The 15201-nt window shown below is 62.9% G+C and carries 12 protein-coding genes; 4 read left to right on the top strand and 8 right to left on the bottom strand.

Annotated features, from left to right (window positions below):
• Positions 1-50: 50 nt before the first annotated feature.
• Together B0G80_RS39990 and B0G80_RS39995 are read right to left on the bottom strand one after the other, a co-directional pair.
• Complete coding sequence (locus B0G80_RS39990; RefSeq protein ID WP_116123918.1) at positions 51-653, bottom strand: isochorismatase family cysteine hydrolase; 603 nt, start codon at positions 651-653, stop codon at positions 51-53.
• A 244-nt stretch (positions 654-897) separates the two neighbouring features.
• Complete coding sequence (locus B0G80_RS39995) at positions 898-2574, bottom strand: alkaline phosphatase family protein (RefSeq protein ID WP_116123085.1); 1677 nt, start codon at positions 2572-2574, stop codon at positions 898-900.
• 480 nt (positions 2575-3054) lie between these two features.
• Here B0G80_RS39995 and B0G80_RS40000 point away from each other — a divergent pair, with 480 nt between their 5' ends.
• The 4 genes from B0G80_RS40000 (at position 3055) to B0G80_RS40015 (ending at position 7034) form a co-directional block, all read left to right on the top strand.
• Positions 3055-3495 carry an SET domain-containing protein gene (locus B0G80_RS40000; protein ID WP_116123086.1) on the top strand — a complete coding sequence of 147 codons (441 nt, stop codon included), beginning with the start codon at positions 3055-3057 and terminating at the stop codon, positions 3493-3495.
• Between the two features lie 77 nt (positions 3496-3572).
• Positions 3573-5327: an ABC transporter transmembrane domain-containing protein gene (locus B0G80_RS40005; RefSeq protein WP_116123919.1), complete on the top strand. Its 1755-nt coding sequence runs from the start codon at positions 3573-3575 to the stop codon at positions 5325-5327.
• An 85-nt stretch (positions 5328-5412) separates the two neighbouring features.
• Positions 5413-6627 (top strand): phytanoyl-CoA dioxygenase family protein, encoded by a 1215-nt coding sequence (locus B0G80_RS40010; RefSeq protein WP_116123087.1) that lies wholly within the window; start codon positions 5413-5415, stop codon positions 6625-6627.
• A gap of 161 nt (positions 6628-6788) precedes the next feature.
• Positions 6789-7034: a hypothetical protein gene (locus B0G80_RS40015; RefSeq protein ID WP_116123088.1), complete on the top strand. Its 246-nt coding sequence runs from the start codon at positions 6789-6791 to the stop codon at positions 7032-7034.
• A 155-nt stretch (positions 7035-7189) separates the two neighbouring features.
• Here the strand turns inward: B0G80_RS40015 and B0G80_RS40020 are convergent, their stop codons facing one another.
• The 6 genes from B0G80_RS40020 to B0G80_RS40045 all read right to left on the bottom strand — a co-directional run bounded on the left by B0G80_RS40020 (position 7190) and on the right by B0G80_RS40045 (position 14997).
• Positions 7190-8950, bottom strand: coding sequence for a winged helix-turn-helix domain-containing protein (locus B0G80_RS40020; protein WP_116123920.1), 1761 nt, complete (start codon positions 8948-8950; stop codon positions 7190-7192).
• Positions 8947-10236 carry an MFS transporter gene (locus B0G80_RS40025; RefSeq protein ID WP_258879175.1) on the bottom strand — a complete coding sequence of 430 codons (1290 nt, stop codon included), beginning with the start codon at positions 10234-10236 and terminating at the stop codon, positions 8947-8949. Before B0G80_RS40025 ends, B0G80_RS40020 begins: the two co-directional genes overlap by 4 nt.
• Positions 10237-10527: 291 nt before the next feature.
• Positions 10528-11031 carry a lipocalin-like domain-containing protein gene (locus B0G80_RS40030; RefSeq protein WP_258879176.1) on the bottom strand — a complete coding sequence of 168 codons (504 nt, stop codon included), beginning with the start codon at positions 11029-11031 and terminating at the stop codon, positions 10528-10530.
• Between the two features lie 136 nt (positions 11032-11167).
• Complete coding sequence (locus tag B0G80_RS40035; protein ID WP_116123091.1) at positions 11168-13405, bottom strand: xanthine dehydrogenase family protein molybdopterin-binding subunit; 2238 nt, start codon at positions 13403-13405, stop codon at positions 11168-11170.
• Between the two features lie 24 nt (positions 13406-13429).
• Positions 13430-14437, bottom strand: coding sequence for a xanthine dehydrogenase family protein subunit M (locus tag B0G80_RS40040; protein ID WP_116123092.1), 1008 nt, complete (start codon positions 14435-14437; stop codon positions 13430-13432).
• Between the two features lie 11 nt (positions 14438-14448).
• Positions 14449-14997 carry a (2Fe-2S)-binding protein gene (locus tag B0G80_RS40045; protein WP_106278475.1) on the bottom strand — a complete coding sequence of 183 codons (549 nt, stop codon included), beginning with the start codon at positions 14995-14997 and terminating at the stop codon, positions 14449-14451.
• Positions 14998-15201 lie beyond the last annotated feature (204 nt).

Genomic DNA, 15201 nt, shown 5'->3' on the forward strand with positions numbered 1-15201 from the left:
CAGCGGAGCGGATGACTAGCATGGAAAGCCGAAAAAAACGTCGGTACACGCTAGGCGAGCAACAACAAGGCATCAGCGAGCGACAATACCGTCGTGCGCGAATCGAAGGCCGTTGAAAACAGATGATCGTGCACGACCTGATCCGGGTCGTAACAGCAATCCTTGACCGTCAATAAGCGGAAGTCCGCGTCACTCGCGTACGCAACCGACGACAGCACCACGCCGGTCGACGCTATCCCAACCATGATTAGCGTATCGATCCCCTGCGTCGAAAGACGCGCCTGCAGGTCGGTACCAAAGAACACGCTGGCACGATGCGCGATGATGAGCGGTTCAGTGGCCAGCTGGCCGAGTTCCGGCGCGATCTCGTCGTCGACGAAGAGACCCAGTTGCTTGATTCCCTGCCCGTTTCTATTCAGCGGACTGACTTCCGGATAGCCGGGACTGAAGTGGATCCTGGCGAAATAGACGCTGACACTTCTGGCCCGCGCGGCGTCGCACAGCTTGCGCGTGTTGGCGAGCAGAGAAGGGGCCACCGATGGAAATAACCGCATGATGTCCGTCTGATAATGCATGACCACCAGAGCGGTTCGCGCGGGCACGATCGCTGGAATCCGCATGTCAAGACTCTGCGTCGCGGCGGCGCTTTCCATGCCTTGTTGATGATCTGCCGGAGCGGCGGGTTCAGATTCAAGGCGTGGCGGCATAAGGGCTACGCGATAGCGAAAAAGATGCCCGACTCTAGCACGACCGCGTTCGAGTGAGCGGCCGGCCTGGAACTCTCCAGGCCGGCCACAGGCCACCGACTACACGACATGGAAGCGTTGAAGGTCCGAAAGAATCGCGCCGCTTCGCTTATTTGCCGTGGCCCATTAGCGGCAGAGTGCCGCCATTCGCCTAGAACCGCTCGCGATCGAACTCCGGCAGCGCGCGCGTTCCCTCAATAGCGACCGAGTGCAGCAGTTCAGGCTCAAGATCGAGCAACTGCAGGATCGTCGGCGCAACCTGGGTGGTCAGTACGCGCTCGTCGTTCACCTGTCCCGCGTGACGGGCGTGAGGCACGTAGACCACGAGACCGAGATGGTTGTCGTCGGGAGCGTTGCCGCCGTGCTCTTCGTCCTTGGTCGCGCTCGACGTATAGATGACCCCGGGGTTCGGCTGAACGACGATGTCAGGCGTGCGTCCGCGTGCCGGATCGCCGAACCGGCCGGCCAGTTGCGGGCCATACAGAATGTACGCTTGCGGGCCGTCCGCACAAATGCCGGGTGCGTTGCAGCTCAGGTTGTCCTTCAAGGTCTTCACGACAGCCGGCAGTTGGCGTTGATCGCGCAACCAGATCAGGCCGACGTCGTCGGTCTGCACGAATCCCGTGCCGGCGAGCCCGGTTCCGTCATTGAGGTTGCCGCTCTTCGTGCTGTTCTGCCCGAAGTTGCCGTTCGGATCCAGATAGTTGTTTGCTCCAAGCAGTTTCGAGAGTGTGTCGCCGTTCTTCACCAGCTTCGAATGGTCGGTCGGGGATTGCCCGTGCTTCGCCGTGACGATGATCGCCGTCGACGAATACAGGTCGCGTTGCTTCAATTCGGCCACGATGCGACCCAAGGCGTTGTCCAGATAGGCAATCGCGTTGGTTACCTGCGGACCCGGCGTGAAACTCGCATCCAGATAGCCGCCTCCATTCGCGACCGTTGCCTTCTGGGCGACGCTCAAAGTCTGGAAGTTGGTCCCAAACAGGGTGGGCACATCGGCGCCGGATCGGCCAGTCGAATCCTTGCCGTCAATTTCATCGATCAGCGACTGCACATGGAAATTGTCGAACTGTTCCGTGTGCGTGTAAAAGTCGGTGTAGTTCGTGTTGGTGGCGGGATCGATCGAATTGATCTCCGTGCGGGAAAGATCGTCGACGCCTTTGCCGGAAGGTCCATTGAGCCAGTCGTAGCCCCACGCATGTTTGTCCGCCCAGGCAGTGCGAGCGCCTTTCACGTTGCGTTTGACCACTTCGAAGACCGTGTTGGTCTTCACATAGTTATGCGGATAGACGGGCGTACAGACGCCATTGAGCAAAGCGTGCGGGATGGCCTGCGGATTGAACGCGCCGCCACCGTCGAGATGCGTCAGTGCGCCGCCGTTCTCGCCGTCGATGCCGGTAGTCTCGTCGAATACGACATTCCAGCCTTGCTTGCCGGTGCAATTGCTATCGGACGGCGCGTAGAGCGTGCGGTCATACGATACGTCGTAGAACAGGCCCGCGGATTTGGGTGAGCCACCGGTGACGAGCGCAGCGAGCCCCGGGAACGAATCCGAAAGGCCAGGCGTGTGCGCGTTGGTGTAGGTTGTCCCCGACTTCGCCAGCAACGCAAGATTCGGGCATGCATTCGATCCGACGCAGCGCGCAACATCCTGCTCGTGCAAACCGTCGAAGCTGATCAGCAGCACATGCTTCACTGATTCGCGATGGTGATCACGATGATCGTGATCATCGGCCGCCGTGGCGCCTGCCGGGTGCAGCGCCGCAAGCAGGACAGCGCCCAGGCCAACGGCGATTTGCGTTCGCTTCCAGATTCTGATCGTCTTCATTTCCCGTCCTTTAGGTTGCTGCGGAATATTTGGTAATCCGGGAAAGAATGTGCAGTGGAATTGAGTCGTCTGGATGAAGCGACGCTTTCGATTCCATAACTCATTAGTGATTGATGCGATGAGAAGAAAGATCCGTGAAATGAGGCTATTACTTCAGTTTTCCTTAAGGAATGGATGATCTATTGCGATGTTCATCTATCACCGTGTGCGGCCCTTGGGATCAATCCCGTTGGCCCGGTTCACTAAACATCCCGGCGAGCCAGGCTCAGAAAATCCTCACGCGCCGGCTGAGGTAGCGATTGCGAGGCTAAGCGACGTGGAAGGGTACGGCGTTGGTTCCGAGCCGTGCAGGAACGATATGGAGCATCATGGGCGACTGTCGTTCGACACGACGGCCATGTGTGCCGAAAGCCGGCACAAAATCATGCAAGCGCGCAATTGCACTCGTATACTGGTGCGTCAATCAGTCAAGGAACCAGTATGCGGCGCGTGATCGTACGGCGGTCGTCAGTCCACGGAAAGGGTGTATTCGCGATGCGGCCGCTCGCGGCGGGTGAGTGCGTGCTTGAATACCGGGGCGAATTGACGAGCTGGCGGGAAGCGGTGCGCCGGCATCGGCGCGAAGGTGTCGCGGGGCACACGTTTCTTTTCGGCCTGTCGGACGGGCGCGTGATCGACGGAAGCCGCGGAGGCAACAGTGCGCGTTGGCTGAACCACGCCTGCGCGCCGAACTGCGAGACCATTGAGGATGATGGCCGCATCTTCATTCACACGATCCGGCCGATCGAGGCGGGCGAGGAACTGTTTATCGAATACCTGCTGACGACCGACGATCCCGCGGACGAGGACGTTCGAGCCCAATACGCATGCCAGTGCGCCGCCGCGGGTTGTCGTCGGTCGATGCTGGCGGATGTCGCGTGATTCAGCCAACCGATGAGGTTGCACGGACTCAGTCCGCTGCCGCCAGTGTCTCGAAGACGTCGTCGCCGTCATCCCGTATCGGCCCGCTCTTTGCGTTATTTCCCTTCCTGCGCCCCTATGCCGGCCGCTGGGCGCTCGCGTTCCTCGCGCTGGTGAGCTCGGCGGGCGCCACGCTGGTTTTGCCGGTGGCGTTCAAATACCTGATCGACCGTGGCTTCGCCGCGGGCGACCGGGGGCACATCGACCGCTATTTCCTCGCGCTATTGGTCGTATCGCTGGTACTGGCCGGCGCCACGGCGCTGCGCTTCTACCTCGTGTCATGGCTCGGCGAGCGGGTCACGGCCGACTTGCGGCGCGCGGTCTACGATCACGTGCTGAGCATGAGCCCGCAATTCTTCGAAACCACGCAGACCGGCGAAGTGCTGTCGCGGCTCACTGCGGACACCACGCTCATCCAGACCGTGGTGGGCACGAGCTTGTCGCTGGGATTGCGCAACTTCTTCCTGCTGACCGGCGGCGTGGCGATGCTGGCGGTGACGAGCCCGGTGCTGTGCGGCTACATCCTCGCGACGCTGGTCGTGGTGGTCGCGCCTATCGTGATCTTCGGCCGCCGCGTGCGACGGCTCTCGCGCGCGAGCCAGGACAAGATCGCGAACACGAGCGCGCTGGCGGGCGAGGTGCTCAATGCCATGCCGACCGTGCAGTCATACACGCAGGAGCCTTTTGAAACGCAGCGCTTTGCGGGCGCGGTGGAGGCGGCCTTCGAGACCGCGCTCACACGCATTCGCGCGCGCGCCTGGTTGACCGCCGTGGTGATCGTGCTGGTGTTCACGGCCATCGTATTCGTGCTGTGGCTCGGGGCGCAGGCGGTGCTGGCCGGGCGCATGACGGCGGGCCAATTGTCCCAGTTCATTCTCTACGCAGTGTTCACGGCCGGCGCCGTGGGCGCGGTCGCCGAAGTATGGGGCGATTTGCAGCGCGCTGCCGGCGCCACCGAACGTTTGCTGCAATTGCTGGCGGCGCGCTCGCCGGTGGTCGAGGCCGAGAGGACGGTCGCGCTGCCGGCGCGCGGCGAGGGCATCCGTTTCGACGATGTCAGCTTCTCGTATCCATCGCGCCCGGGCATTGCGGCGCTTTCCGCACTCTCGCTCGAGGTCCGCCCCGGTGAACATGTGGCACTGGTCGGTCCGTCCGGCGCGGGCAAGACCACGCTGTTCCAGTTGCTGCTGCGCTTTTACGATCCGCAAGCCGGCCGCATTCTGATCAACGGCGTCCCCACGCGTGACGTGCCGCTCGTCGAATTGCGCAAGGAAATCGGCGTGGTGCTGCAGGAATCGGTGATTTTTTCTGGGAGCGTGCTCGACAATATCCGCTACGGCGCGCCGGGAGCCACGCTCGCGCAAGTGCAACGGGCCGCCGACATGGCGGCCGCGGCCGGCTTTATCGAAGAACTACCGCAGGGCTACGACACCTTTCTCGGCGAGCGCGGCGTGCGGCTGTCCGGCGGGCAGCGTCAGCGCATCGCGATCGCTCGCGCGATCCTGAAGAATCCGCCCATCCTGCTGCTGGACGAAGCGACCAGTGCGCTCGATGCCGCGAGCGAACGGCTGGTGCAAAAGGCGTTGGACAATGCCGCGCAGAACCGCACCACACTGGTCATCGCCCACCGCCTCGCGACCGTCCAGCAGGCCGACCGCATCGTCGTGCTGGAACAGGGGCGGATCGTCGCGCAGGGTCGTCACGCCGAACTCCTCCTGAGCTCGCCGCTCTATGCCCAGCTTGCTGCGTTGCAGTTTGGCGAGCAGATGGGGCAGACCGCGCCCGCGCAATGACAGCGGGCGGCTCTTGCGTCGATCCGTCATGCACCTGGCGAGTGCATCGACGTGGCGCTATCCTTGACGTACAGAGGAGAGAGACATGGGCCACGGCCAGGATCGCATCGAAAAGCGCGAGCAGAGTTGGTACCGCGAGCGCGATTGCGCATTAGATGAATTTGTCGCGCTGTTGGAGGGCGATGACCACGGCCCGACCCGCTATGCGTCGGAAGTCATGCAACGTATTCCCATTTACGACTGTCCACAACTCGATGGCGTGACACGCGATGCATCGCACAGAGCGCAGTTGCAGACGGAATGGGCTCGCGTCCTTCACGACGGCGCGGGGGTGCTGGTGCTGCGGCGCGCATTTGTCGATTCCAGACCGGTCGACGATGCCACGGCCGTCTTCGAATCCATTATTCATAGTGAGCGCGAGCAAGGCTCCAGTGCGGCAGACCATTTCGCAAAGGCAGGCGCGAATGACCGGATCTGGAACGCCCAGGAGAAGCTCTGCCTGAGAGCGCCCGAAGTATTCGCGCAATACTTTTCAAATCCAATGCTGATGATTGTGTCGCAAGCGTGGCTCGGACCGTGCTACCAGATGACGTCCCAGGTCAACGTAGTTAGACCGGGCGGCGCTGCTCAGCAAGCGCATCGCGATTACCACCTCGGTTTCCAGACGGCTGAAAAAGCCGAACGCTATCCCGCGCACGTCCATCGGATGTCCCCCTTCCTTACCTTGCAGGGCGCGGTGGCGCATAGCGACATGCCGGTCGAGAGCGGCCCGACGAAGCTCCTGCCGTATTCGCAGCGCTATGACGAGGGATATCTGGCGTGGCGCCGAGCCGAATTTCGCGAGTATTTCGAGGACCATTTCGTCCAGCTGCCCCTCTCCAAGGGCGATGCCGTGTTCTTCAGTCCCGCGTTATTCCATGCGGCCGGCGAAAATCGCACCACGGACGTACAACGCATGGCGAACCTCTTGCAGGTCTCATCGGCTTATGGCCGGGCGATGGAAGTGCTTGACCGCACGCGAATGTGCGAAGCGTTGTATCCGGTACTGCGCGAGCGCCGCGCTTCGGGGCGCATAACCGACACGGAAATTACCGCGGCAATCGCATCCTGCGCTGAGGGATATCCGTTCCCCACCGACCTCGACCGCGACCCACCGGTCGGCGGGTTGGCGCCGGAAAGCCAGCAGGAACTCATGCATCGCGCACTCGACGAGGATTGGGATTCGGCCCGATTCACGCTCGCCTTGAACGCGCAGGCTGCCCGACAACGTTCCGCCGATCCGCAATCGGGTCCGCGTTAACAATTTCTTTAGACTCAGTCGATGGTGCAAAAGACGATCTGATCGCAGGATTGACAAAGCGATAGCAGCGCGACGCCGCATCTTCGCGGGGACCGTCCGGGATCGCCTTACGGCCGGTCATGCACTGACCGTTTTCGCACTTTTGGGAAGGAGAAATTGACATGAAAACGCTTCGAATCGTGGCGCTCTGCGCGATCGGCATGTTCGTGGGACAAGCGTGGGCGCAAGACAAACCCGTACCGTCGGGAACCGCGCCGTCTGCTCAGGATGTCGGCGGCGTCAGCGACGCGTCGAGGGGTGAGACGGGAATGGCAATGAATCCGGCGCGGCAGTCCTATCCGGACCTCAACACCCTGCAATCCCCGGAGCAAAGCCGTATCGCGGCCAATACGTTCCGCCACCATTGACTGCAGCGCAACAGCTTTGCGCAACCGCGCGTTACGCACGGTGAGTGTCTGTGAATACACTCGTCGCGCGTAACGGTGGCACGCTACGGTTCGGAGCGGGACCGTCCGGCTTGACGGAGCCGGGCTCCGGGATCACCCGGAGCCGGGCTCCGGGATCAGTAGCCGATACGCTTTTCGACGTTGCGGAATCGCCCCATCGACCGATAGCGATGAAACCATGCGTTGGTACGAAGCTCGCACAGGCGCGGCGAATGCTCCGCAAGCGCCAGGTCGAGCCAATGAAACATCTCGTCCGGCTGGTCGAGCCGCGCGTAAATTTCCGCAAACAGAAACGGCGACGTATAGCGCCTTTGACGCCTCGCCGTCAAATCCTGCAAATACCATTGAAGGACTTTTTGATAGCCGCCGGCCTCCCAGATCGTGCGAATAGTCTCTGCGCGAGCGAATTCGCCGCACCGTGTTAGCGCGTCGATGGTCGCGTCGATTGCCTCCTCGTATTGACCCTGCTCTTCATACGCGGTCGCCAGCAGTTGATAGACGAGTGGGGAGCGATTGCCACGCCCGGCGTGCAGGCACTCGCGAATCACTTCGTCGTATTTGCCTGCCTGTACGAGTCCGAATACGCGCGATCCTTCGAACCCGAGCGGGTCGACCTTTTCGGCTCGCTCGAACTGTGCTCTGCCTTCCGCTTCTCGCCCGAGCACTAGCAGCAGGCGTGCATATAGGCGGCACGTTTCAGCGTGGCTTGGGTTCAGCCGCAACGCTTCGAGGAACTCTTCTTCGGCACGCCGCCAGTCCCAGTCATAGAAATAGTGCACGCCTGCTAGCGCCTGGTGGGCTTCAGGAAGACTGGCGTCCAGTTCCAGTGCTTGCAACGCGGCCTGCCGCGCTAGCGGATGGCCCTCCGACGGCGCACAGACTCCATGCGTCGCCGTGGCACCTAAAACATTCGACATCCCCACATATCCGAGCGCGTAAGTCGGGTCCCGTTCTATCGCGCGCTCGAAGTAGCCGCGCGCGCGCACGAAGTCCTCGTCGCTCAGCGCGTGATGCGCGGCAAACCCCGCATCGAAGTGCACGCGGCGCGTCCAGTAGTAACGGCCGCGCAGATACGCATCGTGTGCCGCCGGATCGACCGGCAAACGTCTCGTCAGCATGTGCCGCCGCTGTGCCGCGAGCGCGGGTGACACCTCCCGGGCGAGCGCCGCTCCCACCTCTTTCTGGATTTCCAGCGCGCCACGCGACATCGGCTCATACGCGCGGCTCCAGATCTGCACCTGATCGAAGCAACGGATCAATTGCGCCAGAATGCGGATTCTCACACCGTCGCGCTTGAGCGCGCCTTCCAGGACATAGTCGATCGACAACTCGCGCGCGATTTCCGCAATGCTCATGCTGACCCGTCTGCAGTGGGCGGCAGTCGTCCTCGAAATGACGAGGATGCGCTCTGGATCGAGCATGCCGATGCTGGCGGAAGTTTCGTCGGCCAGTGCATCGCAGAAGCTGTTCTGGCCGGCATCGCCGGTCTGGTTTTCGAATGGCAGAACCAGTATTCGCGCGGCTTCCTGCGGAGCGGGTACCGGCTCCTCCGGCATCGGCCGCACGTTATTCAGTCGATAGCCTTTGCCCTTCACCGTGATGATGTGCTGCGGATTGACCGGGTCGTCGTGCAGCGCCACGCGGATTTTCCGGATTGCCGTATTGATGCAGTTGTCCGTTTCCCGATACGCATTCGCGCCCCACAGTGCTCTTACAATATCCGCACGCGTGACGAGTTGCCCGTTGCGGGATGCCATCAGGATCAGCAGTTCCATCGGCAAACGCTCGAGGCTGACCTTCTCACCCGCGCGGCGCAATTCGTAGCGCTGAATGTTCAGCTCGACATCCGCAATCCGGATGGATTCTGGCGTGTTCATCTGCGCTCCTGCCATCGCGAGTTCCTGCTCACAGCGACTATGTCGGGGCGCCGCCGCTCGCGCTTCATTCCGAATGAAGCCGCGAATGCAATCGCCGAGCACAACACCATGACGAGCGCGGGTGCGGGCATCCAGTGCAGACCGGAAACGAGGAAATTTGCCGCGAGCGGCGTCAGTCCCAGCGACGCGGACAGACCGAGATTCATGGCCGTGGCAACGCCGCTGAACCGGACGTCGACGGGAAACATTTCCGCAATCGCGCACGCGAAGGTTCCGTTGGCGATCGAACTGACGACGCCGGCCATCAGGAACAGCGCGGGCAGACTCGCGTAGTGCCGGGCGGCCGCGATGAAGAAGAAGGGCGCAAAAAGCGCGGACAGGACGGTTCCCAACCTGAACACGTAGCGACGCGGCAACAGGTCGCCAGCGTGCGCCGTCACGAGAATGCAGGCAGCTAGGGCGATCAGATAGCACGTCTGCGCACTCGCGATCTGTTGCGTGTCGTATTGAAGCTTTTGCAGATGACCCGGCGCGAAGCCGATAAAGATGCCGCCCGACGCGCCCGCCAGCAGCGACGCTGCAGCGCCTGTCATCAGGGGAGCGAAATGGTTGCGAAACAGGACAGCAAGAGGCTCGCGATGGCGGGCGCCGATGGCCTGCGCGTACTCGTCGGTCTCCGCAAGCGTACGCCGCAAAGCAAAGCTCAACAGCCCGACCATTCCACCCAGCAGGAAGCCGATCCGCCATCCGAACGCGTTGACTTGCCCGGGTGTGAGCACCCATTGCATGACAAGATTCATGCTCGTCGCCAGAAGCAACGCAAGATTGACCGCGACGAACACGATGCCGCACAAAAGCCCCGGCCTGCCGCGCGCGGTTTCGACCGCGTAGACGACTGCGCCCGGCAATTCACCGCCGAGGCAGAGGCCCTGCATAAGCCGCAGCACGAGAAGGAGCGCCGGGGCGGCCGCGCCCCATGCCGCGTATGAAGGAAGTATTCCGATGAGAAGCGTCGAAACGGAGGCGATCATTGCCGACGAGATGAAGACGAGGCGCCGCCCGTGCGTGTCGCCGAATCGCCCGAGGAGGACGCCGCCGACCGGTCGGGAGAGATAGCCGATGGCCAGCACCGTGAACGACAACGTCTCCACCGGTACGCCGGTTACTGTCGGAAAGAACTCGCTGCCAATGCTTCTCGCAAAGAATCCGAAGATGACGAAATCGAACACTTCGAGCGCTCCCCCCGTGCTGGCGACCAGGATGGTCCAGCGTTGGTGCGCTGTCATCGAGCCTTGTCCGGATAGGGGCGAATCGTCGAGCATGGAAATCCCTGATATCGCCAGGCATAACTATTGTTTTGAGGGGAGGCCGCGGCGGAGGGACGTGTTAAGCCGCCACCGTCTCCATCACACTTCGATGACGGTGCATGATCGTTCTGGCTTAAATATGATGGACGACAATTCGCTTACAAGAAAGGTCTTTAGATTCGCCTTGTGGTTCCTGGTCGACGAATCGACGTGCGCCGCATTCGGGACTGGGCGCCGGCGATGGAGGTTATGCACCGCACGGCGTGCTGCTTACTTCATTCGTTGCCACACGACTTTCGATGCACCATATCCGAAACTCCCGGGCGTGAGGTAGGTCAGCCGGTCCCTATCGAGGGTGAATGGGCGCCGTTGCACATCGCCGTCCCAGTTCGGAAAGGTACTTTTCTGAATGTGGAAAACGATCACCTGTCCGGCCGGATCGACGGTATAGGTGCCAAAGTGCGCGAAGTTGCCCTGGACGATGCGCTCGTTCTCTTCGGAGGTACCCGACAAGCGGTTACCCGATGCGAACTTCGGCAAGTCCCCGCGAACGCCAAGCAGAACGTAGCGCCCATCGCTGCCGAAGATGAGTTGCCCGTACGGATGCGGACCGAGCACTTCGACTTCGCTGCCACTTCTCGAGACGGTCAACGAGACCAGAGACCATGAACCCGCCACGCCAGGCGCCGCCTGGGCAAAAGTCTTTGGCACAGCGAGACATAGTGCGAGGGCCACCAGCGCGGCGGCCCTCAGGGTTTGCAGCAAAGGAGTCATGGCGTTCTCCGGCACGCGCGAGGGCGGAACCATTCCCTTCGACTATCGGCGTGCGATGCCTGGTTCGTCTTCGATCATCGCAAGACAAGCTAATAGGATAGCTTTCCCGGCCACGACTTCCAATGAACATCGGTCCTCAAGTCATTTCCGCCGCCAGCAGATCTTCGATCATGATCGGCAGCTTGCGCACGCGCACGCCGGTCGCATGACAGGTTGCGTCGGTGATCGCCGCCGCGATGCCCGCGAGCCCGATCTCCGCAATCCCGCGAGCGCCGAGTTCGTTGAAGACGGTATCCGGATGATCGAGAAAGGTCACGTCGAGTTCGGGCGTGTCCGCGTTCGTCGCAACGATGTAATCGGCCAGGTTGCTATTGATCGGTGCGCCCGTCTGTTTGTCGTACGTGGTGTGCTCGAACAGCGCCATGCCGACGCCCATCACGACTGCGCCTTCGATCTGGTTGCGCGCGGCGCGGGGATTGACGATGCGTCCTCCATCGATCACCGTGACGACGCGGCTCACGCGCAACCGTGCGATCTCCGGCTGCCACGTGACTTCGACAAAGTGCGCGCCGTACGAATAGATGGAGAAGCGTTTCTTCAGCGGATCGTCGAAGCCGCCCTTGGCGTTGCCGCTGCCCGACGCGGCGCGCATCTTCGCTGCTTCGAGAATCTGGCCGAACGGCACGCCGCGCTCCGGCGCTTCGCCCTTGCGATGCACATGTCCCGCGCTGAACGCGAGTTCATCCTCACGTGCGCCTTTGAACGGCGAACCGTCGACGGCCGCCGCACGCGACAGCAAAATCTTGCTGGCCGCGCGCACCGCATCGAGCACGGCGGGAATCACCGATGCCGTCGCCGCGCTGCCACCCGAAATCGGTCCCAGCGGCAAGACGGAATCGCCGAGACCGACCTCGATGCGCGCGAGCGGAATGCCGGTTTCTTCGGCGACCAGTTGTGCGAGCACCGTGTACGTGCCGGTGCCGATGTCCTGCGTGCCGCATACCACCCGGGCGCTGCCGTCCGCTCGCAGATCGACGTCCGCCGCAGCGGAGAAGCGCAAGCCTGGCCAGACACAGGCGCCGACACCCCAGCCCAAAGTCAGGCCGTCGCGCCGCATCGAGCCGACACCCGGCGTCCGCTGCGACCATCCGAAGCGCTCGGCGCCGGTGCGCAAACATTCGACGAGATGCCGTGAAGAGAAGGGCAAACTCGTGCTCTCGTCCACGCGCGGTTCATTGCGCAGCCTCAACTCGACGGGATCGAGGTTCAGCACATGCGCCAGTTCGTTCATCGCCGATTCGATTGCGTACAAGCCGGGCACGGCACCCGGGCCGCGCATCGACGTCGGCGAGCCGACGTTGCGGCGCGCGAAGCCCGAGGTCACGCGCAGATTCGGCGTGCTGTAGATGAGCGGCGTGACCTCGCCACAGCTTTCCTGGTACTCGTCGGCGATCGCGGTGTGGTTGACGTAGTCGTGCTGCAATGACGTGAGCTTGCCGTCGCGGTCGGCGGACATCCGCACGCGCTGCTGCGTGACGGGGCGATGGCCGACGTTCTGAAACATCATCTTGCGGCTCACGACCAGCTTCACGGGACGGCCCATCTGACGCGTCGCCGCCGCCGCGAGCAGTGTGTGCGGCCACATCCAGAGCTTGCCGCCAAAGCCTGATCCAAGATAGCGGGAGATCACGCGGATCTTTTCCTTCGGCACGCCGAGCATCTGCGAGAGCGTGCCCAAATGGACCGTGATGGCCTGCGTGGTCTCGTAAAACGTGTAGTTCTCTCCGTCCCAGTCCGCGATCGACGCGTGCAGTTCGATCGGGTTGTGCGTTTCCGTCGGCGTCACGTAGGTTGCGTCGAGCGTCGCCGGCGCAGCGTCGAACGCACCATCCGGGTCGCCGCGCTCGCTCTCGACCTTGGGCTTCTCGTCGGCCTCGAGTTCGTCGCGCACGTCGTGCGGCGTGACTTCGTACCGGGCGGCGATCGCCGCCGATGCCGCGCTCGCCGCTTCGAAGGTATCGGCGATCACGACAGCGATGTACTGGCCGTAGTAGCGGATTACGTCGTCCTCGAAGGGTGGCCGCGCTTCGTCGACGTAGCCGGTCTCCATCGAGTTGCCGGAAATCCGGTAGAAGCGGCCGATATTGTCTCGATGCAGCACCGCGTGCACGCCGGGCATCGCCTCGGCCTCCGCGATATCGAGCGACACGAGCCGGCCGCTCGCGATCGTGCTGCACACCGGCACGGCAACCAGCAGATCGGGCAGATCCACGTCGGAGGTATAGATAGCGCCGCCGCTGACCTTCAGCGGTCCGTCGACGCGCGCTTGAGGCTGTCCGATCACGGACAGCACGGAGTCGGGCAAGGTGGACATGGTGCGTTCCTTTCGATGGACGGTTCAGGGCGTCGCGGCCGTAGCCTGGGTCAGCGCATGGACGATGCAGCGGCGCGCGAGTTCGACTTTGAAGCCGTTCTGGCTTTGCGGCTTCGCATTCGCAAGCGCGGCATCCGCGGCCTTGCGGAAGGTTGCGGCGTCGGGCGTTGCGCCGCGCAGCACGGCTTCCGCTTCTAGCGCATGCCAAGGCCGCGTGCCGACGCCGCCGAGCGCCACCCGCACATGCCCGATGCGTCCACCGTCGAGCGTCATGACCACGGCGGCCGACGCCAGCGCGAACTCGTACGATGCGCGATCGCGCAGTTTCAGATAAACGGAACGGGCACCCGCGGGAAGAGGCGGTAGTGTCACGTGCGTGATGAGGTCGCCTGCGTCGAGCACGTTCTCACGCTGTGGCGTTGCGCCCGGCAACACGAAGAAGTCGTCGATCGCGATGCTGCGCGCGCCGTTCGTCCCTTCGATGTGAATGGCGGCGTCGAGCGCGGTCAAGGCGACGTTCATATCCGACGGGTTGGTGGCGATGCAGGCGTCGCTGGCGCCGAGAATCGCCAGCGTGCGATTGAAACCCTGCATGGCCGGACAGCCCGAGCCCGGCTCGCGCTTGTTGCATGGCATCGCGGTATCGCGAAAGTAGACGCAGCGCGTGCGTTGCAGCAGATTGCCGCCGGTCGTCGCCATGTTTCGCAATTGGGCCGAGGCTCCGGCGAGCAGCGCCTGCGATAGCACGGCGTACGGCGTGCGGATCAGCGGATGCAATGCGAGGTCGGCATTGCGCGCCGTCGCGCCGATCTTTACGCCGCCGTCGGGTAGCGCTTCGATAGTGTCTAGCGGCAGCCGGCTGATGTCGATAACCCGCGTCGGCCGCTCGACGTTCAGCTTCATGAGATCGAGCAAGGTCGTGCCGCCCGCCAGAAAGCGCACTTGTGCGCCTTGCTGGGCGGTTGCCGAAGTCGCGCCCGCCGCGATCGCGTCACGCACACCGTTGGCGCGCGACAACTGGAAGATTTCCATGATGGGGCTCCTCAGGACTGGCCGCGCACGCGCTGGATCGCCGCGACGATATTCTGATAGGCGCCGCAGCGGCACAGATTGCCGCTCATCGCTTCGCGCACTTCGGCGTCGCCGGGCCCGACTGCTTCATCGAGCAGCGCGACCGCGGACATGATCTGGCCCGACGTGCAGTAGCCGCACTGGTAGCCGTCGCATTCTACAAACGCGGCCTGCATCGGATGCAGCGCTTCGGGCTGACCGATGCCTTCGATGGTGGTGATTTCGTCGCCGGCGTGCGTGCCGGCGAGCGACAGGCACGCATTCACGCGCCGTCCGTTTACGTGCACGGTGCAGGCGCCGCATTGGCCGTGGTCGCAACCCTTTTTGGTGCCGGTGAGGTGCAAATGCTCGCGCAGCGCATCCAGCAGCGTGGTGCGCGGATCGAGCGACAGCGTGTAGAGATTGCCGTTGACGGTCAACTCGACAGGCATCGTCGCGTTCGCGGAAGGCTGGCGGCTGGTTCGGGCGGCGTCGGGGTCGGCGCTCTGTTGCGGGGTGGTGGAGGCGGTCTGTTGCATCATGCGTTCTCCTCATGGCGAGAGAGGCCACGATCCGGCGACAATGGGCGCGGCCGGAGCGGCGGGCTGAAGCGGGATTTGGACCCATTGGTGAACGATTCGCCGGGTATCGGGCATTCGGGTAGCGTGCGTCGCAACACGCGTCGCGCACGCCAGGTGATGGTGCAGCAAATCTGATGCCCAGGTGCGCCGCCGCGGAAAGTGGGG

The sequence above is a fragment of the Paraburkholderia sp. BL6669N2 genome (genome assembly GCF_003387275.1).
GTDB lineage: Bacteria > Pseudomonadota > Gammaproteobacteria > Burkholderiales > Burkholderiaceae > Paraburkholderia.